The sequence below is a fragment of the Neisseria sp. HMSC064D07 genome, from assembly GCF_001837185.1.
Taxonomy (GTDB): domain Bacteria; phylum Pseudomonadota; class Gammaproteobacteria; order Burkholderiales; family Neisseriaceae; genus Neisseria; species Neisseria flavescens_C.
The window spans coordinates 28,927-50,317 of record NZ_KV831697.1 but is presented as its reverse complement, the minus strand read 5'-3'; the positions used below and the strand labels follow the sequence as shown (position 1 = coordinate 50,317).

The following is a 21,391-nucleotide window of genomic DNA, read 5'->3' as shown; positions in this document are numbered from 1 at the left end:
AAGATGGTTCGCTATTTATTGATTTTTTGCGGCGCATTGTCACTCGTCTTGGGCATTATCGGCATTTTCCTGCCATTACTGCCGACTACGCCTTTCATTTTATTGACCGCCGCCTGCTGGGCAAAAGCCTCGCCGCGCTTTCACAATTGGCTGTATCATCACCACCATTTCGGTCCGATCATACAAAACTGGGAAAACAACGGCGCCGTGCCACGCAAGGCAAAGTTCTTCGCTATCGGCATGATGGCTCTTTCTTGCCTGTTTATGTTTTGGCAATTTCCAGAACGCTGGTGGATTGGTGCCGTATCATCAGTCTTCTGTAGCTGCGTAGCAGTGTGGATGTGGTTACGGCCGGAGGCATAAAATAAAACAGGTGGGCATTTTTGCTTACCTGTTTTTGTTTTCATACCCAATTTATCTGTCAAAACAATCAGTAATACCTAAAACACCCTATTCGACCCTCATTTTTCAGACGGCCTCCATTTATTCAATTAAATGTAAATTTTAGCTAAAATTAATTCAAAGTATTTTTTCGATAGCATTATTTCCGAAATTTCAAACTCCTGTTTCAAAAACATTTTTTTACTACTTCCAACTACGCCCATCGCTTTTATTTCTTTATTTGCATCAACATTTCTTTTGATTCCAATATTCTAAACCATCCCTTAACACTTGCTTTGCGTTATACTTTCCCCTGACACCACCGCGCAGTTCGTCTGGATATTTTCAGACGGCCTGAATATTTCACCGCCGTGCTTTCTCAACGAAGTTTCTAACGGTGCAACAGAATAAAAAGGAAATACTATGCGCTCTCTCTCATTTTTACTGCTTCTTGCCGCCTTTCCTGCTGCGGCATCCGATTTTGACGGCTCATCCGCAAGCCTGCTTTGGGGTCTGCCGTTTGCACTGATTCTCTTGTCCATTGCACTCGGACCTCTGTTTTTCTCCCATATTTGGCACCACCACTTCGGCAAAATTACAGCGTTTTGGACGCTGCTGTTTTTAACGCCGTTTATCATCACCTTTGGTTTCGGAGCCGGCATACATACCGTTGCCCATGCGTTGGTTGAAGAATATATCCCCTTTATCCTGCTGCTTTTAGCGCTCTATACCATTTCAGGCGGTATTTTTGTCAGCGGCGATTTGCACGGCTCACCTAAATTGAATACAACCCTGTTGGCAGTCGGCACGGCTTTGTCTTCCATCATGGGGACAACAGGCGCGGCGATGTTGATGATTCGTCCGCTTTTGAAAGCCAACCATAAACGCCACTACCGCGTTCACATCGTGATTTTCTTCATTTTCTTGGTAGCAAATATCGGCGGCGGTCTGACTCCTTTAGGCGATCCTCCGCTGTTCTTAGGATTCCTGAAAGGCGTAGATTTCATGTGGACGGTCAAACACATGCTGATGCCTGTATTAATCAGTTCTGTGATTTTGCTAGCCGTTTTCTACATCATCGACAGCCAACACTTCAACCGCGAACAAAGCGAGCACCTTGCTCCCGCTCCTTCCGATAAAGAAGAAAAAGTCAAAATCTACGGCAAATGGAATTTCCTGTTACTGGCCGGTGTTGTCGGCGCGGTTTTATTGTCCGGCTTGTGGAAACCAAATCATCCGGGCTTTGAAATCTTGGGCAGCCATTACGCTTTGCAAAACCTGATGCGCGATGGCATTTTGCTGGCTTTGACCGCCGTATCTTGGATTATTACGCCCAAACAGGTACGCGCAGGCAATGAGTTCAACTTCGAGCCGATTGCCGAAGTGGGCAAACTGTTTTTGGGTATTTTCATTACCATTTCCCCCGTCTTGGCGATTTTGAAAGCTGGCGAAACAGGTGCATTGGCTTCCGTTGTTTCTCTGGTTCACGACTCGGCAGGCAATCCGATTAATGTGATGTATTTCTGGATGAGCGGCATTTTGTCGGCATTCTTGGATAACGCGCCGACTTATTTGGTGTTCTTCAATATGGCCGGTGGCGATGCCCAAGCCTTGATGACAGGCCACCTGTTCCATTCATTGCTGGCAGTATCCATGGGTTCCGTATTTATGGGCGCGCTCACTTATATCGGTAATGCGCCGAACTTCATGGTAAAAGCCATTGCCGAACAACGCGGCGTACCGATGCCTTCCTTCTTCGGCTACATGGCATGGTCGGTAATTGTATTGGTACCGCTGTTTGCCCTGCATACGATGATTTTCTTCGTTTGGCAGCTCTTTTAAACTTAGAGGCCGTCTGAAATTCAGACGGCCTTTTATTTTCAGCTATATCATCAAACATAGCGTTTAAATATCAATCAGTTAAAAATTATTTCTCTTAACACTCGATTACATATTCCTACTTTTTTCCCACTTTTCCCGTAAAAATAAGCGTAAAACTGACATAAAACAGCCTATACCTGATAAAATCTAAAGCTTTGTTGTTTGCGTTTATTCGTTGTTTTTATAGCAAACCTCTGCTTTTTTCAGACGGCCCACCCTTTGTTTCAAAGCATTACATGCCGTCTGAAAAAACAATCCGACATCCGAATCTCAACCCACCAAAAAGTAACGCATCCTTATGATTAAGATAAAAAAAGGCTTAGACCTGCCTATCGCAGGCAGACCGGAGCAAGTCATTTATGACGGCCCGGCCATTACCGAAGTCGCGTTGCTTGGCGAAGAATATGTCGGCATGCGCCCCTCGATGAAAATCAAGGAAGGCGAAGCCGTCAAAAAAGGCCAAGTGCTGTTTGAAGACAAAAAGAATCCGGGCGTAGTATTTACCGCTCCGGCTTCAGGCAAAATCGCCGCGATTCACCGTGGCGAAAAGCGCGTACTTCAGTCAGTCGTGATTGCCGTTGAAGGCAACGACGAAATCGAGTTCGAACGCTACGCACCTGAAGCGCTGGCAAAATTGAGCAGCGAAGAAGTGCGCCGCAACCTGATCCAATCCGGTTTGTGGACTGCGCTGCGCACCCGTCCGTTCAGCAAAATTCCTGCCGTCGATGCCGAGCCGTTCGCCATCTTCGTCAATGCGATGGACACCAATCCGCTGGCTGCCGATCCTACAGTCATCATAAAAGAAGCCGCCGAAGACTTCAAACGCGGCCTGTTGGTATTGAGCCGCCTGACCGAGCGTAAAATCCATGTGTGTAAAGCAGCCGGCGCAGACGTGCCGTCTGAAAATGCTGCCAACATCGAAACACATGAATTTGACGGCCCGCATCCTGCCGGTTTGAGTGGCACGCACATTCATTTCATCGAGCCAGTCGGTGCAAACAAAACTGTTTGGACCATCAATTATCAAGATGTGATTGCCATTGGCCGTTTGTTTGCAACAGGCCGTCTGAACACCGAGCGCGTAATTGCCTTGGGTGGTTCTCAAGTCAACAAACCCCGCCTCTTGCGTACCGTTTTGGGTGCGAAAGTATCGCAAATTACTGCGGGCGAATTGGTTGACGCAGACAACCGCGTGATTTCCGGCTCGGTATTGAACGGCGCGATTGCACAAGGCGCGCACGATTACCTCGGCCGCTACCACAATCAGATTTCCGTTATCGAAGAAGGCCGCAGCAAAGAGCTGTTCGGCTGGGTTGCGCCACAACCGGACAAATACTCCATCACGCGCACAACCCTCGGCCATTTCCTGAAAAACAAACTCTTCAAGTTCAACACAGCCGTCAACGGCGGCGACCGCGCCATGGTACCGATCGGCACTTACGAGCGCGTAATGCCCTTGGATATCCTGCCTACCCTGCTCTTGCGCGATTTAATCGTCGGCGATACCGACAGCGCTCAGGCACTGGGTTGCTTGGAATTGGACGAAGAAGACCTCGCTTTGTGCAGCTTCGTCTGCCCGGGTAAATACGAATACGGCCCGCTGTTGCGTAAGGTGCTGGAAACCATTGAGAAGGAAGGCTGATTATGGGCTTGAAACATTTTCTTGAAAAAATCGAACCGCACTTCCTGCCGGGTGGCAAACATGAAAAATGGTATGCCCTCTACGAAGCTGCGGCGACGATTTTCTATACATCCGGCGCGGTAACGCGCAAAGCGGCCCACGTCCGCGACGCGCTCGACTCCAAGCGCATGATGATTTTGGTATGGCTGGCTTTGTTCCCTGCCATGTTCTACGGTATGTACAACGTCGGCGTACAGGCATTCGGTGCGTTAACGCCTGATTTGCTGCAACAAAACATTGCCAACGACTGGCATTACGCCCTTGCCAACGCTTTGGGCATCAATATGTCGTCTGAAGCGGGCGTGTTGGGCAAAATACTCTTCGGCGCGATTTTCTTCCTGCCGATTTACGCGACTGTATTTGTTGTGGGCGGTTTCTGGGAAGTCTTGTTCGCCACCGTGCGCAAACACGAAATCAACGAAGGTTTCTTCGTAACTTCGATTTTGTTCGCTTTAATCGTTCCACCTACGCTGCCGCTGTGGCAGGCTGCCTTGGGTATTACCTTCGGCGTGGTGGTTGCGAAAGAGGTGTTCGGCGGTACGGGTAAAAACTTTATGAACCCTGCGCTGGCAGGCCGTGCCTTCTTGTTCTTCGCTTATCCTGCCAATATTACCGGCGACACCGTTTGGACTGCGGTTGACGGCTATTCCGGTGCCACTGCTTTGGCGCAATGGGCGGCACACGGTGCAGACGGCCTGAAAAACGCTGTAACCGGTCAAAACATCTCTTGGATGGATGCGTTTATCGGTAACGTGCCCGGCTCAATCGGCGAAGTATCCACTTTGGCGCTCTTAATCGGCGGCGCGTTTATCGTGTTCACCCGTATTGCCTCTTGGCGCATTATCGCCGGCGTGATGATCGGTATGATTGCCATGTCTTCACTGTTTAACTTCATCGGTTCGGACACCAACGCCATGTTCTCCATGCCTTGGTACTGGCACTTGGTAGTCGGCGGCTTCGCCATCGGTATGCTGTTTATGGCGACCGACCCTGTTTCCGCTTCCTTTACCAATGTCGGCAAATGGTGGTACGGCGCGCTTATCGGTGTAATGTGCGTGTTGATCCGCGTGGTCAACCCTGCTTACCCCGAAGGCATGATGTTGGCGATTCTGTTTGCCAACCTGTTTGCCCCGATTTTCGACTATTTCGTCGCACAAGCGAACATCAAACGCAGAAAGGCGCGCAGCAATGGCTAAGAAATTCGATAAAGACAGCTTCAGCGGCACGCTGATTGTGGTATTGGTTGTCAGCCTGATTTGTTCCATCATCGTTGCTGGTGCGGTCGTTGGCTTGAAACCCATCCAAGAGAAACAAAAACTCCAAGACAAACAAGGCTATATCTTGAGCGTAGCCGGTTTGATGGATAAAAACACCGACATCAGCAAAACCTTTGCCGAGCGTATCGAGCAACGTGTCGTGGACTTGGCAACCGGCGAATATGTCGCCGATGCGCCTAAAGACTTCAGCGCACGCGTTGCCGGCAAAGACCCTGCCCAAAGCATCCAAATCAAACCCGAAGACGATTTGGCAGGCATCAAAAGCCGTGCCAAATACACTGAGGTTTATCTGGTAAAAGGCGATGACGGCAAAGTCAGCCAAATCATCCTGCCTATGCACGGTAACGGTTTGTGGTCTGTTATGTACGGCTTTGTCGCCATCCAACCCGACGGCAACACCATCAACGGCATCACCTATTACGACCAAGGCGAAACCCCGGGCTTGGGCGGCGAAATCGGCAATCCGTTGTGGCAACAAAAATTCGTCGGCAAAAAACTGTTTGACGAACAAGGCAAACTCGCCCTGCATGTTGGCAAAGGCGCAAGTTCGGACAAAGAACACGGCGTAGATGCCCTCTCCGGCGCATCGCTGACATCTAAAGGCGTGCAAGGTTCGTTCGCCTACTGGTTCGGCGAAAACGGCTATATCCCCTACCTGAACAAATTAAAATCAGCAGGAGCACAATAATGGCTGACATGAAACGCTTGAAATATTTGATGTTTTCACCCTTTATCGACAACAACCCGATTGCCTTGCAGGTTTTGGGTATTTGTTCGGCTTTGGCGGTTACCACCAAGCTTCAGACGGCCATCGTGATGGGTATTTCCGTGAGTTTGGTAACCGGTTTTTCCAGCTTTTTCATCTCATTGGTACGCAACTACATCCCCAACAGCATCCGTATTATTGTGCAAATGGCGATTGTTGCTTCCTTGGTAACACTGGTTGACCAACTGCTCCAAGCCTTTGCTTATGAGCTGTCCAAACAGCTATCCGTATTCGTCGGCCTGATTATTACCAACTGTATCGTGATGGGCCGTGCCGAAGCATTCGCCATGAAAGAGCCTCCTTTGGAGAGCTTGGTTGACGGTATCGGCAACGGCGCAGGTTACGGCATGATGTTGATCATCATCGCAACCATCCGCGAACTGATCGGCTCTGGCAAGCTCTTTGGCTACACCATTTTCCAAACCGTACAAGATGGCGGCTGGTATCAAACCAACGGCTTGTTCCTGCTCGCTCCCAGCGCGTTCTTCATCATCGGTTTCTTGGTATGGGGTCTGCGCACTTGGAAACCTGAACAGGCGGAGAAATAACACATGGAACATTACTTAAGCCTCTTTGTAAAATCCGTCTTTCTGGAAAACATGGCACTGTCCTTCTTCTTGGGGATGTGTACATTTTTGGCGGTATCTAAAAAAGTATCCACTGCATTCGGTTTGGGCGTTGCTGTAACTTTCGTACTCGGCCTGTCCGTCCCAGCCAACCAACTGGTTTACTCGCTGTTGAAAGACGGCGCGTTGGTTGAAGGCGTGGACCTGACCTTCCTGAAATTCATCACCTTCATCGGCGTGATTGCCGCTTTGGTGCAGATTTTGGAAATGTTCTTGGACAAATTCGTCCCTGCCCTTTACAACGCATTGGGTATCTACCTGCCCCTTATTACCGTAAACTGCGCGATTTTTGGTGCCGTATCGTTTATGGCGCAACGCGAATACAACTTCGGCGAGTCCGTTGTATACGGTTTCGGCGCAGGTTTGGGCTGGCTTTTGGCTATTGTCGCTTTGGCGGGCATTACCGAAAAAATGAAATATTCGGACGTCCCTAAAGGCCTCAAAGGCTTGGGCATTACCTTTATCGCCGCTGGCCTGATGGCAATGGCGTTTATGTCGTTCTCCGGCATCCAGTTATAAGAAAGGAATCGGCATGGAGATTATTTTAGGTATCGTGATGTTTACCGTCATCGTCTTGGTTTTGGCACTGATGATTCTGTTTGCCAAATCCAAGTTGGTGAGCGAAGGCGACATCACCATCAAAGTCAATAACGAAAAAGAGCTGACGATGCCTGCCGGCGGCAAACTGCTGGGTGCGCTTGCCAGCCAAGGCATCTTCGTTCCTTCCGCCTGCGGTGGCGGTGGCTCATGCGGTCAGTGCCGCGTTGTCGTGAAAAGCGGCGGCGGCGACATTCTGCCAACCGAGTTGTCCCACATCAGCAAACGCGAAGCGCGCGAAGGCTGCCGTCTGTCCTGCCAAGTTAACGTCAAAACCGACATGGACATCGAGGTACCCGAAGAAGTGTTCGGTGTGAAAAAATGGGAATGTACTGTCATCTCCAATGACAACAAAGCAACGTTCATTAAAGAACTCAAGCTTGCCATTCCTGAAGGCGAAGAAGTTCCTTTCCGCGCCGGCGGCTACATTCAAATTGAAGCCCCTCCTCACACTGTTGCCTACAAAGACTTCGACATTCCTAAGGAATACCACGAAGACTGGGACAAATACAATCTGTGGCAATACGTTTCCAAAGTGGACGAGCCGATTTTGCGTGCCTACTCTATGGCTTCATACCCTGAAGAAAAAGGCATCATTATGCTGAACGTTCGTATCGCTACGCCTCCTCCTCGCGTACCTGATGCGCCTCCGGGACAAATGTCTTCTTACATCTGGTCGCTCAAACCCGGCGACAAAGTAACCATCTCCGGCCCGTTCGGCGAATTCTTTGCTAAAGATACCGATGCCGAAATGGTATTTATCGGCGGTGGTGCGGGTATGGCTCCGATGCGTTCCCACATTTTCGACCAGCTGAAACGTTTGAACTCCAAACGTAAGATTACCTTCTGGTATGGTGCACGTTCTAAACGCGAGATGTTCTATGTCGAAGACTTCGACCAACTCGCAGCAGAATTCCCGAACTTCACATGGCATGTTGCCCTGTCCGACCCATTGCCTGAAGACAACTGGGACGGCTACACAGGCTTCATTCACAACGTGGTTTACGAAAACCACCTGAAAAACCATGAAGCACCGGAAGACTGCGAATTCTACATGTGCGGCCCTCCGATCATGAACCAGTCTGTGATCAAAATGCTCAAAGATTTGGGCGTGGAAGACGAAAACATCCTCTTGGACGATTTCGGCGGCTAACAAACAAAAAAGGAAGAAACTTCGGTTTCTTCCTTTTTTATTGCCAGGCCGTCTGAAAACCATACTTTCAGACGGCCTGAACCTTTCTTTTACGATACAATAAAGGCTTCAAAAAATAATCCGCAAATCCCCTATGCCGTTTCTTTCCAATTCGTTTTACCGTCCGATAATCGGTTGCACCGTTGCCATCGTTTCCGCACTCACACTCTCTGCCTGCCAACCTGAAAAACAACAAACCATTACCCTGCAAGGCGAGACCATGGGCACAACCTATACCGTCAAATATCTTTCAGACGACCAAGACAAACTCCCCTCCCCTGCCGAAATACAAAAACGCATTGATGATGCGCTTAAAGAAGTCAATCGGCAAATGTCTACCTACCAGACCGATTCCGAAATCAGCCAATTCAACCAGCTGCGCACCGTCAATCAGGCCATGCCTATTTCCCAAGACTTTGCCTATGTAACCGGCGAAGCCTTGCGTTTAAACAAACTGACGCACGGCGCACTAGACGTAACCGTCGGCCCTTTGGTCAACCTTTGGGGATTCGGCCCGCAAAAAGAAATCACGCACGAACCGACTGCACAAGAAATCCAACATGCTTCAGAAATGGTCGGTACGGACAAACTCAAACTTTCCCAAGATGGTCAGCAGCCTACACTCGCCAAAACCCATCCCGAAGTCTATTTAGACCTATCCTCCATCGCCAAAGGTTTTGGCGTGGATAAAACCGCCGCCGAACTTGAAAAACTCAATATCGGCAATTATTTGGTAGAAATCGGAGGCGAGTTGCATGGCAAAGGCCACAATGCGCAAGGCAATCCTTGGCGTATCGGCATCGAACAGCCCAATATCGTTCAAGGCGGTGCCACCCAAATCACCATTCCATTGGACAATAAATCACTGGCTACGTCCGGCGACTACCGCATTTTCCATGTCGATAAGTCAGGCCGCCGCCTTTCCCATATCATCAACCCTAAAACCAAACAACCCATCAGCCACAACCTTGCTTCCATCAGCGTAGTAGCTGAAAATGCCACACTTGCAGACGGCCTTTCAACCGGCTTATTCGTCCTCGGAGAAACCGAAGCGCTTAAACTTGCCGAGCAAGAAAATCTCGCCGTTTTCCTTATCATCCGAACTCCGCAAGGCGGCTACCATACTAAAATGTCCAGCGCATTCAAGAAATTATTAAACTAACCCTCAGGAATACACACATGAAAACCCTCCTCCTTACTTTCAGTATCTTTATCCTTGTCATCCTCGGCATGGCAGTCGGCTATATCTTCTCCAAACGCACCATCAAAGGCAGCTGCGGCGGCATTTCCTCTCTCGGCATGAAGAAAATGTGCGATTGCGACACGCCATGCGATACCTTGCAAAAAGAGCTGGATAAAAAACAACATTCCGACAATCAAGGCATCAAAGTCGATCATTAAGTCGTTGTTGAATGTTTATTGGTAATTTAAGACCGCTTATCCCCCATCAGGCCGTCTGAAAAATAAAAGAGCGTGACCCAAATAGATACACGCTCTTTTATTTTGCCCCTTCCAAAGCAATCCAAAAATATCTTGCATACACATTTAAAACAAGCCCCCAAAAAAACAATCAGAAAACAAAAAGAAAAGCTCCTGCAAAACAGGAGCTTTTTCTTGGAAGAAACCGGATTATTTCAATTTAGTTTCTTTGTAAATAACGTGTTTACGGGCTACTGGGTCAAATTTTTTGATTTCCAGTTTGCCAGGCATAGTACGTTTGTTTTTAGTAGTTGTGTAGAAGTGACCAGTACCAGCACTGGACTCCAGTTTGATTTTATCGCGCATTGCAGTAATCCTTAATTAATGGTGTTTAAATTAAGCTTCGCCGCGAGCACGCAAATCAGCCAATACGACATCAATGCCTACTTTATCGATGGTGCGCAATGCAGCGTTAGAAACGCGCAGGCGAACCCAGCGGTTTTCACTTTCTACCCAGAAACGACGTGATTGCAAGTTAGGCAAAAAACGACGTTTGGTTTTGTTGTTGGCGTGTGATACGTTATTGCCAGACATCGGGCGCTTACCGGTCACTTTGCAAACTCGTGCCATGGTTAGTCTCCAAACTTCTAAAATAGTAAAACGCGATTTATACCACGAAATCCGCCTTCAGTTCAAGTCGTTTGCTGAAAAAACGGGATTTGTGGAAATAAATCTTCTCAATATGTTGCATCTGCGAAACGGTATTCCGCAAAGCCTTAACTTTTCAATTATAACGGATTTCTTTAAAAAAATCATCTGTCGTTTGCGTGGTCGGCGAAATAAACAGGCCGTCTGAACATTTCAGACGGCCTGTTTATCGTCATGCTTTTTTCTTCAACGCCGCATTCAAAATGCAGCCGAGTATAAAGCAGGCTAAAGAGGGAACAACCCACCCTAAACCGATATTGTAAAACGGCAATGCGCGCTCGATGGCAGCCGCGGTTTCGGCATCAAATCCAAACGCGGCCTTATAGGCATCGAGTAAACCGACCATAAGGGCCGCCATCATGGTACAGAAATAGACAATACGGCCGCCGCCAAACAGTTTATCTGTCAAAGCCAGCAGAATGATGACAATGGTCAGCGGATACAACAGCATCAACATAGGGATGGAAAACTGCAAAATCGCTGACAGGCCTTTGTTGGCCAACAGGATAGACACCACTGTATTCAGTATCACAAAAATTTTATAAGAAATACCCGGGCAAAGACGGTTGAAATATTCGGCGCATGAAGTAATCAAGCCAACCGCCGTACTCAGACAGGCAAGCAGCACCATGACACCAAGCAACACAATACCGGCCGTACCGAAATAGTGCTGTGCGGTTTTAGACAAAACCGACGCGCCGTTTTCCTGCAAGCCGATACCGGCCACACCTGTCGCGCCCATATAGCCGATAAACAGGTAAACCACTGCCAAACAAGAAGCCGCCAACACACCGGAAATCGTCGTTGTCTTCAGCAAGTCCGCGCGGTTGTCCACGCCCATGGCACGAACGGCATCGATGACGATAATGGCAAACACCAGCGAAGCCAGCGCGTCCATGGTGCCGTAGCCTTCCAAAATGCCTTTAACCAACGGATGAGTGACAAAATCGCCTTGCGCCGCCTGCGGCACGCCCATCGGGTTAATAGCGGCATAGCCGACCAATATTGCAATTGCCAGCAACAAAACGGGCGTGAGGACTTTACCAATGCGGTCAACCAGCTTACCCGGGGAAATCGACAACCAATAAGTAATACCGAAAAACACCAGGCTGAATATGGCCAATGCGATGTTTTTCCAAGATTCATCAATGAAAGGCGAAATCGCGGTTTCAAAAGATACTGTCGCCGTACGCGGCATGGCAAACAAGGGGCCGATTGCTAGGTAAAGCGCAGCGGCAAAAGTCACGCCGTACCAAGGCGCAACACGGGAAGCCAGCGCTTCCACATCGCGCGAGCCGGAATAGCCGACGGCAATCACGCCCAGCAATGGCAACCCCGCCCCGGTCAACAAAAAGCCGAACATTGCCGAAAGCCAGTTTTCGCTGGCCTGCTGCCCCAAATAAGCAGGGTAAATTAAGTTACCCGCGCCAAAAAACAGCGCAAACAGCATCAAGCCCACCGCCCATAAAGAGGCCTTACTGCGACTTGTCGTCGAATTCATCTTAAATTCTCTTTTTCCAAATACCCGTTATCGGTTTCATCGATTTCAAGGCCGTCTGAAAACATTTCGGCTTCATTTGTTTCCAAACCGTCTTTCAGGCTGATTTCGATTTCACCATAATTTTCAGGCTGTACGATACGCACCAAGCCTTCTTTAGCCAATTCCAGCAATGCAATAAAATTGACCACCACATACGTCGCACCCTGCTCCAGCTTAAACAAATCGCTAAACTTGCTGATGCCGCTTTCGTTCAAGCGACGCAAAATCGCCGTCATTTGAGCGCGCACGGAAATGGTTTCCCGCACCACTTCATGACTGCGCGTATGCTTGGCACGCGACAAAATACCCAACCAAGCCTGCGTCAAATCGGCAATGTACACTTCCGGCAACTTCGCTTCGACCGCAATTTCCAACGGCAAATACGCCCAAGCAAAATCACGTCCGGCACGCGGCAACGCGTCCAAACCCTGAGCCGCCAGCTTCATCTGTTCGTAAGCCAACAGACGGCGCACCAACTCGGCACGCGGATCCGCCTCTTCATCCTCAACTTCTTCAGGACGCGGCAACAGCAGGCGCGATTTAATTTCAATCAACATCGCCGCCATCAGCAGGTATTCCGCCGCCAAATCAAACTGATACGCTTCCATTTGGGCAATATAGTGCAGATACTGCTCGGTAATCTTCACCATCGGAATATCGAGAACATCGATATTTTGCTTGCGGATAAGGTACAGCAACAAATCCAACGGCCCTTGGAAGCTGCTCAATACCACCTTCAACGCATCAGGCGGAATAAACAAATCCTGCGGCACATCAGTAACAGGCTGACCGAACACCCACGCAACGGTATGTTCAGACGGCGTTGCGGCAGTGGAAGAAATAAGGTGTTCTGAAGGCATGGTTAAAGGGTCTTTTTCTTTTTAAGTTTAGTAAGAAGTTTCATCAATAAAAGGCCGTCTGAAACGAGGACAAGCCGTTTTTAATATAAAAATCAGCGTTTTTTACGATTGATTTGCAAAGAAACAATGGCGACGGCAAAGGTCTGGGCCAAGGCCATACCCAACAGCGGCAGACTGGCGAAAACCGTACCCGTCAGTACTGAGCCGATATCGCGGGACAATACAAAACCATCCCTCGCAAGCATCGCCACTATCAAAGCCAACAGCAGCAAACTTTCGCAGCCGACCAAAAACCAAATCATTTTAACCGAACGGCGTTTGCGCCATTTCATGATCCCGGCGTGTAAAAGGCTGAATATCACGACGGACAGAAACGGATAAAGAAAAGTGGTGAATGGGCGGTCATAACCGCTTTGCACACACAAATAATCGCCCGGCAGCGTATTGCATTCCATCACATCGAGAAACATCGGATCGACGGCATACATCAACACGCCGAACCATACCGCATAAATCAGACTGGCGATAAAGTAGGCTTTAAAAAATCGGTTCATAAGCAAAAAGGTCGTCTGAAAAAATAAATTTCAAAAGGCTTAAACCCACATCAAATTTTCTGATTGGCATTTGCAGAAGAGTCCAACACATTCAGGGCTTGAACTGCTGCCATGCCATAAACAGGCAATCCAAAAAAAATAACTCCCGTTATTGCCGTCCAACTACTATCCAGACTACTCCACTCCCACAGTAATAAAACAAACCAAACAATCCACCATTCGATGATAGGCAAGGCAAGAGTCGTCAAAGTTGTACAGCGTTTGGTCCACTTCATAATGCCGGCATTGAGTAGGGACAATGACATTACAGATAAAAACGGAAAGAAGAAAAACTTCAAAGACGTTTTCTCAAAAGCCGACATTTCATGAGCTCGTGAACAATACTGTAGACGCTGTTCATTTTCAGCGTCAATATCAAAACATTCGAATCCTGTAAGCAACAAACCGACACCGTACATCAACAAACCGAAGACAACCGCATAAATCAGGCTACTGATAAAGTAGGCTTTAAAAAATCGATTCATCTCACTTCCGCCCCGCGATATGCTCCACTGCTGCCTGCGCACAATACAATCCAAACGAAGCCGTTACCAGCATACTCGCCCCATAGCCCGCGCAGGACAAACCTTGCGGCGCGGCATCGGTCGAACACGCTTCGCCGGATTGCGGCGGCGTAATATTCTCGGTTGAATAAACGCAAGGCACACGCATTTTTTCTTTGGTATCGCGGCTGAAGCCGTAGCGTTTGCGCAAGGTATAGCGCAAATTGGAAAGCAGCGGATCGTGGGTAACGCGGCTCAAATCGGTGGTTTGGATTAAAGCCGGATTTTTCTGTCCGCCCGCGCCGCCGCTGATAATAAACGGTTGTTTATGTTGCACGAAATACGCCGCCATCGCCGCTTTGACACGGATTTGGTCGATGGCGTCGATGACAAAGTCAAAAGGCCGTCTGAAAAGTTCGTCCAGATTGTCTTCGGTCACAAAATCTTCGATTTCCGTCACTTCGCATTGCGGATTGATTTGGGCAATGCGTTCGTGCAGAGCGGTAACTTTTGCCTTACCGAAATCATCGGTCAAAGCGTGCAACTGGCGGTTGACATTGGACTCAGCAACGTTGTCCAAATCAATCAGCGTTAAACGACCGATACCGCTCCTCGCCAAAGCCTCCACCGCCCACGAGCCGACGCCGCCGACGCCGACCACGCACACATGCGCACGCGAAAAGCGCGCCAGTGCTTCGTCTCCGTAAAGTCTGGCAATGCCACCAAAGCGGCGCGAAGAAAGAAAAGCGGCTTCCTGCATAAGTAACCTTGTGATATATCAATAAATTAATGAAAAACGCCACAGGCGAATCGGACTGACATTATACTTGAAAGCAGATGGGCTGTTGTACCCGCCCGAAAGAGTTTATAATCGTTTCACATTCAGACAAGTTCTGATTTCATATTAAACGAAAGTGCCGCTACTCGGCGCAAAAGGAGAATAAATATGTACAAACATCTGGTTGTAGCCGTTGACGGTAGCGAGACTTCCCTCAATGCATTGAAACATGCCGCCGAACTGGCAAGCCTCAACAAAGCCCAACTGACTTTGGTTCACGTTGCCAACCCTGCCGAATACATGGCTTTGGCTCCTGAATTCCTGCAACACGAAAGCTACGAAGCCGCCGCCGTTGCCCAAGGTAACGAAGTTTTGGATTTCGCAGAAAAAACAGCGCGTGAAAGCGGCGTTGAAAACATCGTGAAACACCTGTTGGTCGCCAACAAAGGCGCGCGCGAAATGGCGCAAGACTTGGTTGACTACGCCGACAACAACGGCGCAGACCTGTTGGTACTCGGCACACACGGCCGCACGGGCCTGATGCACCTGCTGATGGGCAGCTTCGCCGAAACCGTAATGCGTCAAAGCCACCTGCCTCTGCTGATTATCCGCAGTAAAGCCGAAGAAGCATAATCAAGCATTGATTTAAAATAGCGAAAGGCCGTCTGAATATTTTTCAGACGGCCTTTTTTCACATGACAGCTTCAGCTTTTATTTTGCCATTTCTTTGAACACTTCGTGTGCCACAGCAATGGTTTCGTCAATCAGCTCAGGCGTATGCGCGGCGGAAACAAAACCGGCTTCGTAAGCTGACGGGCCGAATGCGACATTGCGGTCGAGCATACCGTGGAAGAAATGTTTGAAACCGTCGATATTGGAACGCGCCATGTCAGCATAGTTTTGCGGCGTATGGCTGGCAAAATACAAACCAAACATACCACCCACGCTGTCCGCCGTAAATTCAACGCCATGTGCTTTAGCCGCATCGGCAATACCGTTGGCAAGGCGTTGGGTTAAGGCAGTCAGGTTTTCATAGAAGCCTTCGCGCTGAATGATTTCCAGCGTTTTCAAACCGGCTGCAACCGCAATCGGATTGCCGGACAATGTACCTGCCTGATACACGCCGCCCAACGGGGAAATACATTCCATAATGTCTTTACGGCCGCCGAACGCCGCCAAAGGCATACCGCCGCCGATCACCTTACCCATGGTGGTCAAATCAGGTTTGATGCCGTGCAAAGATTGCGCGCCGCCCAGCGCCACGCGGAAGCCGGTCATCACTTCATCGTAAATCAACACAGCACCGTGTTTTTCAGTCAATTCGCGCAAGGCTTTGACAAAGGCTTCAGACGGCCTAACCAGATTCATATTGCCGACAAAAGGCTCCAAAATCACACAGGCAATGTCATTGCCGCTTTGCGCAAAGGCTTCTTCCAGTTGGGCGATATTGTTGTATTCAAGTACCAAAGTGTGTTTGGTAAAGTCGGCAGGCACGCCGGCGGAAGAAGGATTGCCAAACGTCAACAGGCCACTGCCTGCTTTCACCAACAGGCTGTCGGAATGGCCGTGGTAGCAGCCTTCAAACTTGATGATTTTGTCGCGGCCGGTAAAACCGCGTGCCAAACGGATAGCGGTCATCGTTGCTTCCGTACCGGAGCTGACAAGGCGCAGCTGCTCGACGGACGGCATGATTTTAGCGATTTCTTCGGCAATGACAATTTCGCCTTCAGTCGGCGCACCAAACGACAAACCGCCCAATGCTGCTTCGCGTACGGCCTCAATGACTTCAGGATGGGCATGGCCGACAATCGCAGGGCCCCAAGAGCCGACATAGTCGGTATAACGCGTGCCGTTTTCGTCCCAAACATATGCGCCTTCTGCCTTTTTGATAAAGCGCGGTACGCCGCCGACGCTGCCGAATGCGCGCACAGGAGAGTTCACGCCGCCGGGAATAATGGCTTTGGCGCGGTTGAACAAGCTTTCATTACGGTTCATAGTCAATTCTTTCGTAAGAGGTCGTCTGAAAATCAAATCGGAGCCATTTTAACACCAAATCCTTTTCAGACGGCCCAAGCTTCAAAATAAGAATCGGGCGCAAAATCAAAATTATTCTTTAAAAACAAACACTCTATCCACATTTTTCCTGCTTGTGCTATAATCCGCGACCTATTGAAACAATAAAAGAAAAGCATCATGTTACGCGGATTCATACTCAGCCTCGCCCTTTTGGCGTCCTCCCTCGTCCATGCACAACGCAGCCTGCCTGACGATATGGATGTGGCCGTTTTAAAGACTGTCGATTTGCCTTATCTGAAAGTCAGCAAAGGCGGTTTTTCTTGGACGCGCCTGCTGACCTTGGGCATTGTGGACGGCAACGCGGCCAAACTGCAAATCACCCGCTTCACCAAAATCCACGATGAAAACGACCGTTTCATTCCGATGGGCCGCCTGCTGAATCAAACCGGCAAAGCCGTTGCGTTCAAATACAACGAAGAAAGCCGCCTCGTCCGCGAAATCTGGATTTTGACCGACGCCGAAGCTGACAGATTCATCGAACACGCCAAAAAGCAGAAAAAGGCGGAAGAATAATTTTTCAGACGACCAGAGTATTGCACAGGCCGTCTGAACCCTTTTACAACAAGCAAGTCAATCAAAACAAACCATGAAAAAAGTATTTATCCGCACCTTCGGGTGCCAAATGAACGAGTACGACAGCGAAAAAATGCTGTCCGTCCTCGCCGAAGAACACGGCGGCATCGAGCAGGTTACCCAACCTGACGACGCCGACATCATCTTGTTCAACACCTGCTCCGTGCGTGAAAAAGCGCAAGAGAAAGTCTTCTCCGACTTAGGCCGCGTACGTCCGCTCAAAGAAAAAAATCCCGACCTCATCATCGGCGTTGCCGGCTGCGTTGCCTCTCAAGAAGGTGAGAACATCGTCAAACGCGCTCCGTATGTGGACGTGGTTTTCGGCCCGCAAACGCTGCACCGCCTGCCCAAACTCATCGTCGATAAAGAAACCACCGGTCTGTCTCAAATCGACATTTCCTTCCCCGAAATCGAGAAATTCGACCACCTGCCGCCTGCGCGCGTAGAAGGCGGTTCGGCATTCATTTCCATTATGGAAGGCTGTTCCAAATACTGCTCTTACTGCGTCGTCCCTTATACCCGCGGCGAAGAATTCTCCCGCCCGCTCAACGACGTATTGACCGAAATTGCCGGTTTGGCGCAACAAGGCGTTAAAGAAATCAACCTCTTAGGCCAAAACGTCAATGCCTATCGCGGCGAAATGGAAAACGGCGAAATCTGCGACTTTGCCACTTTGTTGCGCATCGTCCACGAAATCCCCGGCATCGAACGCCTGCGCTTTACCACCAGCCATCCGCGCGAATTTACCGACGCGATTATCGAGTGCTACCGCGACCTGCCGAAGCTGGTTTCCCACCTGCACCTGCCGATTCAAAGCGGTTCCGACCGCGTATTGAGCGCAATGAAACGCGGCTACACCGCCTTGGAATACAAATCCATCATCCGCAAACTGCGCGCCATCCGTCCTGATTTGTGCCTCAGCTCCGACTTTATCGTCGGCTTCCCGGGCGAGACCGAGCGCGAGTTCGAGCAAACCTTGAAACTGGTGAAAGACATTGCCTTCGACTTGAGCTTCGTCTTTATTTACAGTCCGCGCCCAGGTACGCCTGCCGCCAACCTGCACGACGACACGCCGCACGAAGAAAAAGTGCGCCGCCTCGAAGCTTTGAACGAAGTCATCGAAGCCGAAACCGCGCGCATCAATCAAACCATGATCGGCACGGTTCAACGCTGCTTGGTTGAAGGTATCTCCAAAAAAGACCCTGACCAACTGCAAGCCCGTACCGCCAACAACCGCGTGGTCAACTTTACCGGCACACCCGACATGATCAACCAAATGATCGATTTGGAAATCACCGAAGCCTACACCTTCTCCCTGAAAGGCAAACCGGTATAAGCACACACAAACAAAGGCCGTCTGAAACTGTTCAGACGGCCTTTATCTTGGCTTGGCCCGGCATTATCTGATTCATGTATTTTTATTACCCGAACAAAAGGCTTTTCAGTATAATACCGCCCGAAAATTCCCTTATCTGTTGAGAAGTTAAGGAGCAAATCCGAGCTTCCGGCAGTTAAACCCGCTGATACCGTCCTTAAACGGCTTTCCCCAAAGGAATATCTCGAAATGAGTTCTTCAAATCAAAGCGTTTTGGAAAGATTATTCAACCTCAACGCCAATCAGACCAACGTCCGCACGGAAATTATGGCCGGTGTGACAACCTTCCTCGCCATGTGCTACATCATCATCGTCAATCCCCTGATTTTGGGCGAAACCGGCATGGATATGGGCGCAGTATTTGTGGCCACCTGTATCGCCTCCGCCATCGGCTGTTTCGTGATGGGCTTTGTCGGCAACTACCCGATTGCCCTCGCTCCGGGCATGGGTTTGAACGCCTACTTTACCTTTGCCGTCGTCAAAGGCATGGGCGTGGACTGGCGTGTGGCTTTGGGTGCCGTTTTCATTTCAGGCATTATTTTCATCCTGTTCAGCTTCTTTAAAGTACGCGAAATGCTGGTCAACGCCCTGCCTATGGGCTTGAAAATGTCGATTGCCGCAGGTATCGGCCTCTTCTTGGCATTGATTGCACTCAAAGGCGCAGGCGTGATTGTGGCTAATCCTGCCACATTGGTCGGCTTGGGCGACATCCACCAGCCCACCGCCCTGCTGGCGATGGCAGGCTTTGTCATGGTGGTTGCACTTGGCCACTTCCGCGTTAAAGGCTCTATCATCATTACCATTCTAACGCTGACCGCCGTCTCCACCATCTTGGGCTTGAGCGAGTTCAAAGGCGTGGTCGGCGAAGTTCCGAGCATTGCACCAACATTCATGCAGATGGACTTCAAAGGCTTATTCACCGTCAGCATGGTCAGCGTGATTTTTGTATTCTTCCTGGTTGACCTGTTTGACTCTACCGGCACATTGGTCGGCGTTTCCCACCGCGCAGGCCTGTTGCAAGACGGCAAACTGCCGCGTTTGAAACGCGCCCTGCTTGCCGACTCTACCGCCATCGTTGCAGGCGCCGCCTTGGGTACTTCTTCTACCACCCCTTACGTTGAAAGCGCGGCAGGCGTTTCTGCCGGCGGCCGTACCGGCCTGACTGCCGTTACCGTCGGCGTACTGATGCTTGCCTGTCTGATTTTCTCCCCGCTGGTTCAAAGCATTCCTGCATTCGCTACCGCACCCGCCCTGCTCTATGTTGGCGCGCAAATGTTGCGCAGCGCGCGCGAAATCGATTGGGACGACATGACCGAAGCCGCACCGGCATTCCTGACCATCGTCTTCATGCCGTTTACCTACTCGATTGCCGACGGTATTGCGTTTGGCTTTATCAGCTACGCACTCATCAAACTCTTGTGCAACCGCACCCAAGACGTACCGCCTATGGTATGGATTGTCGCCGTATTGTGGGCACTGAAATTCTGGTTCTTGGGTTAAACCGCTCAAAAAAACAGGCCGTCTGAAAACTTTTCAGACGGCCTGTTTTATTTTACCCAGCGTTTAAAGCTGTCGATAAAAGATTATTTTTTCACTTTTTTAGCGGCTGGTTTAGCGGCAGCTTTCGCGCCTTTGTCCAATGCGCAGAAGCGGGTAACGATTTGATCAACCACTTCTTGTTTGCCGTTTACTTCGGTAGTACCGCGGATAGTCAGCATGTTGCCGTCAACTTTGTCTACGTTGGCTGCAGTAGCTGCTTCAGCAACCCAAGCAACATTGCCGCCCCAGAATGCGTTTACATCTTTGCTGCTGTCCGTGATACGGAACAGGTTTTCAGTTAATTGGCCTTTGTATTTTACTTGTGCAGCAACAACTTCGTTGCCTTTGAAACCGTACATTACGCTCAGAGGCTCTTTGCCGTCTTTACCGCATTTGTAGTGAACTTCTTTAGTACCGTCGATAGAGTCTACTTTCAAAGTATTAGGCACTGGAGCTTGAGCTTGTTGAGCCTGAGCTTGAGTTTGTTGTTGCGCAGTAGGCGCAGCTTTGGCTTCAGGTTTGGCTTTAGAACCGCTGCTGCATGCAGTCAGAGCAACAGCCGCCAAAACGGCAGGAACGATTAATTTAACATTCATATTCATAATTGACTCCCAAATGGTTTCAATAAAAAACCGGCAAACGCCGGCTGACATTTACACATTAACAGAGATATTCCGTCTTGTCTTTATCTCAGACGGCATTTTTTAGGAAAAGTTCAAATAAATATTTTTATTTTATAAAATCAAGAAATTATAAATATGAAATCATGTAAATTCAGGTTTGGGAATTTTTAAGATGAATACTATTGTCAATAAATCTGGTTTTGACAAGGGTAAAATAAGATTGAAAAGCGCATATAGACGACAAAAAGTCTGGGCAATTGATTTTACACACTTCTGTCTCTTGAGTTGCTAAGCGTTTCAGACGGCCTTAGAACACAAACAGTAAATGCAATAAAAAAACGCAATCTGAAATAGATTGCGTTTTTTTGGAAACTGGCACGCCCACGGGGAATCGAACCCCGGT

At 49.3% G+C, this 21,391-nt stretch carries 23 protein-coding genes; 14 read left to right on the top strand and 9 right to left on the bottom strand.

Features of this window, described 5'->3' with window-relative positions; all coding sequences use genetic code 11:
- The first annotated feature begins 3 nt into the window (after positions 1 to 3).
- From HMPREF2608_RS06975 to nqrM, 10 genes are all read left to right on the top strand, one after another.
- A complete protein-coding gene (locus HMPREF2608_RS06975) occupies positions 4 to 363 on the top strand; it encodes a YbaN family protein (RefSeq protein ID WP_070826439.1) in 360 nt (119 codons plus the stop codon).
- Positions 364 to 804: 441 nt separating this feature from the next.
- The gene (locus HMPREF2608_RS06970) at positions 805 to 2,223 is read left to right on the top strand and encodes a sodium:proton antiporter (RefSeq protein WP_070826438.1); all 1,419 of its coding nucleotides are present in this window, start codon (positions 805 to 807) and stop codon (positions 2,221 to 2,223) included.
- 337 nt (positions 2,224 to 2,560) lie between these two features.
- Positions 2,561 to 3,904 carry a Na(+)-translocating NADH-quinone reductase subunit A gene (locus HMPREF2608_RS06965; RefSeq protein WP_070826437.1) on the top strand — a complete coding sequence of 448 codons (1,344 nt, stop codon included), beginning with the start codon at positions 2,561 to 2,563 and terminating at the stop codon, positions 3,902 to 3,904.
- A 2-nt stretch (positions 3,905 to 3,906) separates the two neighbouring features.
- Positions 3,907 to 5,139: an NADH:ubiquinone reductase (Na(+)-transporting) subunit B gene (locus tag HMPREF2608_RS06960; RefSeq protein ID WP_070826436.1), complete on the top strand. Its 1,233-nt coding sequence runs from the start codon at positions 3,907 to 3,909 to the stop codon at positions 5,137 to 5,139.
- Positions 5,132 to 5,908, top strand: a complete 777-nt coding sequence (locus HMPREF2608_RS06955; protein WP_003675818.1) for a Na(+)-translocating NADH-quinone reductase subunit C — start codon at positions 5,132 to 5,134, stop codon at positions 5,906 to 5,908. Before HMPREF2608_RS06960 ends, HMPREF2608_RS06955 begins: the two co-directional genes overlap by 8 nt.
- Positions 5,908 to 6,534: an NADH:ubiquinone reductase (Na(+)-transporting) subunit D gene (locus tag HMPREF2608_RS06950; protein WP_036493003.1), complete on the top strand. Its 627-nt coding sequence runs from the start codon at positions 5,908 to 5,910 to the stop codon at positions 6,532 to 6,534. The genes HMPREF2608_RS06955 and HMPREF2608_RS06950 overlap by 1 nt, the downstream gene beginning before the upstream one ends.
- 3 nt (positions 6,535 to 6,537) lie before the next feature.
- A complete protein-coding gene (nqrE, locus tag HMPREF2608_RS06945) occupies positions 6,538 to 7,131 on the top strand; it encodes an NADH:ubiquinone reductase (Na(+)-transporting) subunit E (protein WP_003684365.1) in 594 nt (197 codons plus the stop codon).
- Positions 7,132 to 7,144: 13 nt separating this feature from the next.
- Positions 7,145 to 8,362: an NADH:ubiquinone reductase (Na(+)-transporting) subunit F gene (gene nqrF / locus HMPREF2608_RS06940; RefSeq protein WP_049352532.1), complete on the top strand. Its 1,218-nt coding sequence runs from the start codon at positions 7,145 to 7,147 to the stop codon at positions 8,360 to 8,362.
- 133 nt (positions 8,363 to 8,495) lie between these two features.
- Positions 8,496 to 9,563 carry an FAD:protein FMN transferase gene (locus HMPREF2608_RS06935; protein ID WP_084824598.1) on the top strand — a complete coding sequence of 356 codons (1,068 nt, stop codon included), beginning with the start codon at positions 8,496 to 8,498 and terminating at the stop codon, positions 9,561 to 9,563.
- A 17-nt stretch (positions 9,564 to 9,580) separates the two neighbouring features.
- Positions 9,581 to 9,802 carry a (Na+)-NQR maturation NqrM gene (gene nqrM, locus HMPREF2608_RS06930; RefSeq protein ID WP_070826435.1) on the top strand — a complete coding sequence of 74 codons (222 nt, stop codon included), beginning with the start codon at positions 9,581 to 9,583 and terminating at the stop codon, positions 9,800 to 9,802.
- Positions 9,803 to 10,030: 228 nt separating this feature from the next.
- Here nqrM and rpmG read toward each other — a convergent pair whose 3' ends face one another.
- The 7 genes from rpmG to HMPREF2608_RS06890 form a co-directional block, all read right to left on the bottom strand.
- Complete coding sequence (rpmG, locus tag HMPREF2608_RS06925) at positions 10,031 to 10,186, bottom strand: 50S ribosomal protein L33 (protein WP_003684373.1); 156 nt, start codon at positions 10,184 to 10,186, stop codon at positions 10,031 to 10,033.
- 30 nt (positions 10,187 to 10,216) lie between these two features.
- The gene (gene rpmB, locus HMPREF2608_RS06920; RefSeq protein WP_002216391.1) at positions 10,217 to 10,450 is read right to left on the bottom strand and encodes a 50S ribosomal protein L28; all 234 of its coding nucleotides are present in this window, start codon (positions 10,448 to 10,450) and stop codon (positions 10,217 to 10,219) included.
- Positions 10,451 to 10,700: 250 nt separating this feature from the next.
- The gene (gene brnQ / locus HMPREF2608_RS06910) at positions 10,701 to 12,029 is read right to left on the bottom strand and encodes a branched-chain amino acid transport system II carrier protein (protein ID WP_070826434.1); all 1,329 of its coding nucleotides are present in this window, start codon (positions 12,027 to 12,029) and stop codon (positions 10,701 to 10,703) included.
- Positions 12,026 to 12,928, bottom strand: a complete 903-nt coding sequence (locus HMPREF2608_RS06905; protein WP_070826433.1) for a segregation and condensation protein A — start codon at positions 12,926 to 12,928, stop codon at positions 12,026 to 12,028. Before HMPREF2608_RS06905 ends, brnQ begins: the two co-directional genes overlap by 4 nt.
- Positions 12,929 to 13,020: 92 nt before the next feature.
- Positions 13,021 to 13,482 carry a hypothetical protein gene (locus HMPREF2608_RS06900; RefSeq protein ID WP_070826432.1) on the bottom strand — a complete coding sequence of 154 codons (462 nt, stop codon included), beginning with the start codon at positions 13,480 to 13,482 and terminating at the stop codon, positions 13,021 to 13,023.
- A gap of 50 nt (positions 13,483 to 13,532) precedes the next feature.
- Positions 13,533 to 14,006: a hypothetical protein gene (locus tag HMPREF2608_RS06895; protein ID WP_070765257.1), complete on the bottom strand. Its 474-nt coding sequence runs from the start codon at positions 14,004 to 14,006 to the stop codon at positions 13,533 to 13,535.
- A gap of 1 nt (position 14,007) precedes the next feature.
- Positions 14,008 to 14,784: a tRNA threonylcarbamoyladenosine dehydratase gene (locus HMPREF2608_RS06890; RefSeq protein ID WP_070826431.1), complete on the bottom strand. Its 777-nt coding sequence runs from the start codon at positions 14,782 to 14,784 to the stop codon at positions 14,008 to 14,010.
- A 186-nt stretch (positions 14,785 to 14,970) separates the two neighbouring features.
- Between HMPREF2608_RS06890 and HMPREF2608_RS06885 the strand changes: the two genes are divergently transcribed.
- Complete coding sequence (locus tag HMPREF2608_RS06885) at positions 14,971 to 15,435, top strand: universal stress protein (protein WP_003680896.1); 465 nt, start codon at positions 14,971 to 14,973, stop codon at positions 15,433 to 15,435.
- 78 nt (positions 15,436 to 15,513) lie between these two features.
- Here the strand turns inward: HMPREF2608_RS06885 and hemL are convergent, their stop codons facing one another.
- Positions 15,514 to 16,797, bottom strand: coding sequence for a glutamate-1-semialdehyde 2,1-aminomutase (gene hemL / locus HMPREF2608_RS06880; protein ID WP_049336068.1), 1,284 nt, complete (start codon positions 16,795 to 16,797; stop codon positions 15,514 to 15,516).
- A 198-nt stretch (positions 16,798 to 16,995) separates the two neighbouring features.
- Here hemL and HMPREF2608_RS06875 point away from each other — a divergent pair, with 198 nt between their 5' ends.
- From HMPREF2608_RS06875 to HMPREF2608_RS06865, 3 genes are all read left to right on the top strand, one after another.
- Positions 16,996 to 17,391: a hypothetical protein gene (locus tag HMPREF2608_RS06875; RefSeq protein WP_049333912.1), complete on the top strand. Its 396-nt coding sequence runs from the start codon at positions 16,996 to 16,998 to the stop codon at positions 17,389 to 17,391.
- Positions 17,392 to 17,464: 73 nt separating this feature from the next.
- Positions 17,465 to 18,787, top strand: coding sequence for a tRNA (N6-isopentenyl adenosine(37)-C2)-methylthiotransferase MiaB (gene miaB / locus HMPREF2608_RS06870; protein ID WP_003684389.1), 1,323 nt, complete (start codon positions 17,465 to 17,467; stop codon positions 18,785 to 18,787).
- A 228-nt stretch (positions 18,788 to 19,015) separates the two neighbouring features.
- Entirely contained in the window at positions 19,016 to 20,326 is a 1,311-nt protein-coding gene (locus HMPREF2608_RS06865; RefSeq protein WP_004519556.1) for an NCS2 family permease, read from the top strand.
- A gap of 83 nt (positions 20,327 to 20,409) precedes the next feature.
- Here the strand turns inward: HMPREF2608_RS06865 and HMPREF2608_RS06860 are convergent, their stop codons facing one another.
- Positions 20,410 to 20,967, bottom strand: a complete 558-nt coding sequence (locus HMPREF2608_RS06860; protein ID WP_070826444.1) for a hypothetical protein — start codon at positions 20,965 to 20,967, stop codon at positions 20,410 to 20,412.
- Between the last annotated feature and the right edge of the window lie 424 nt (positions 20,968 to 21,391).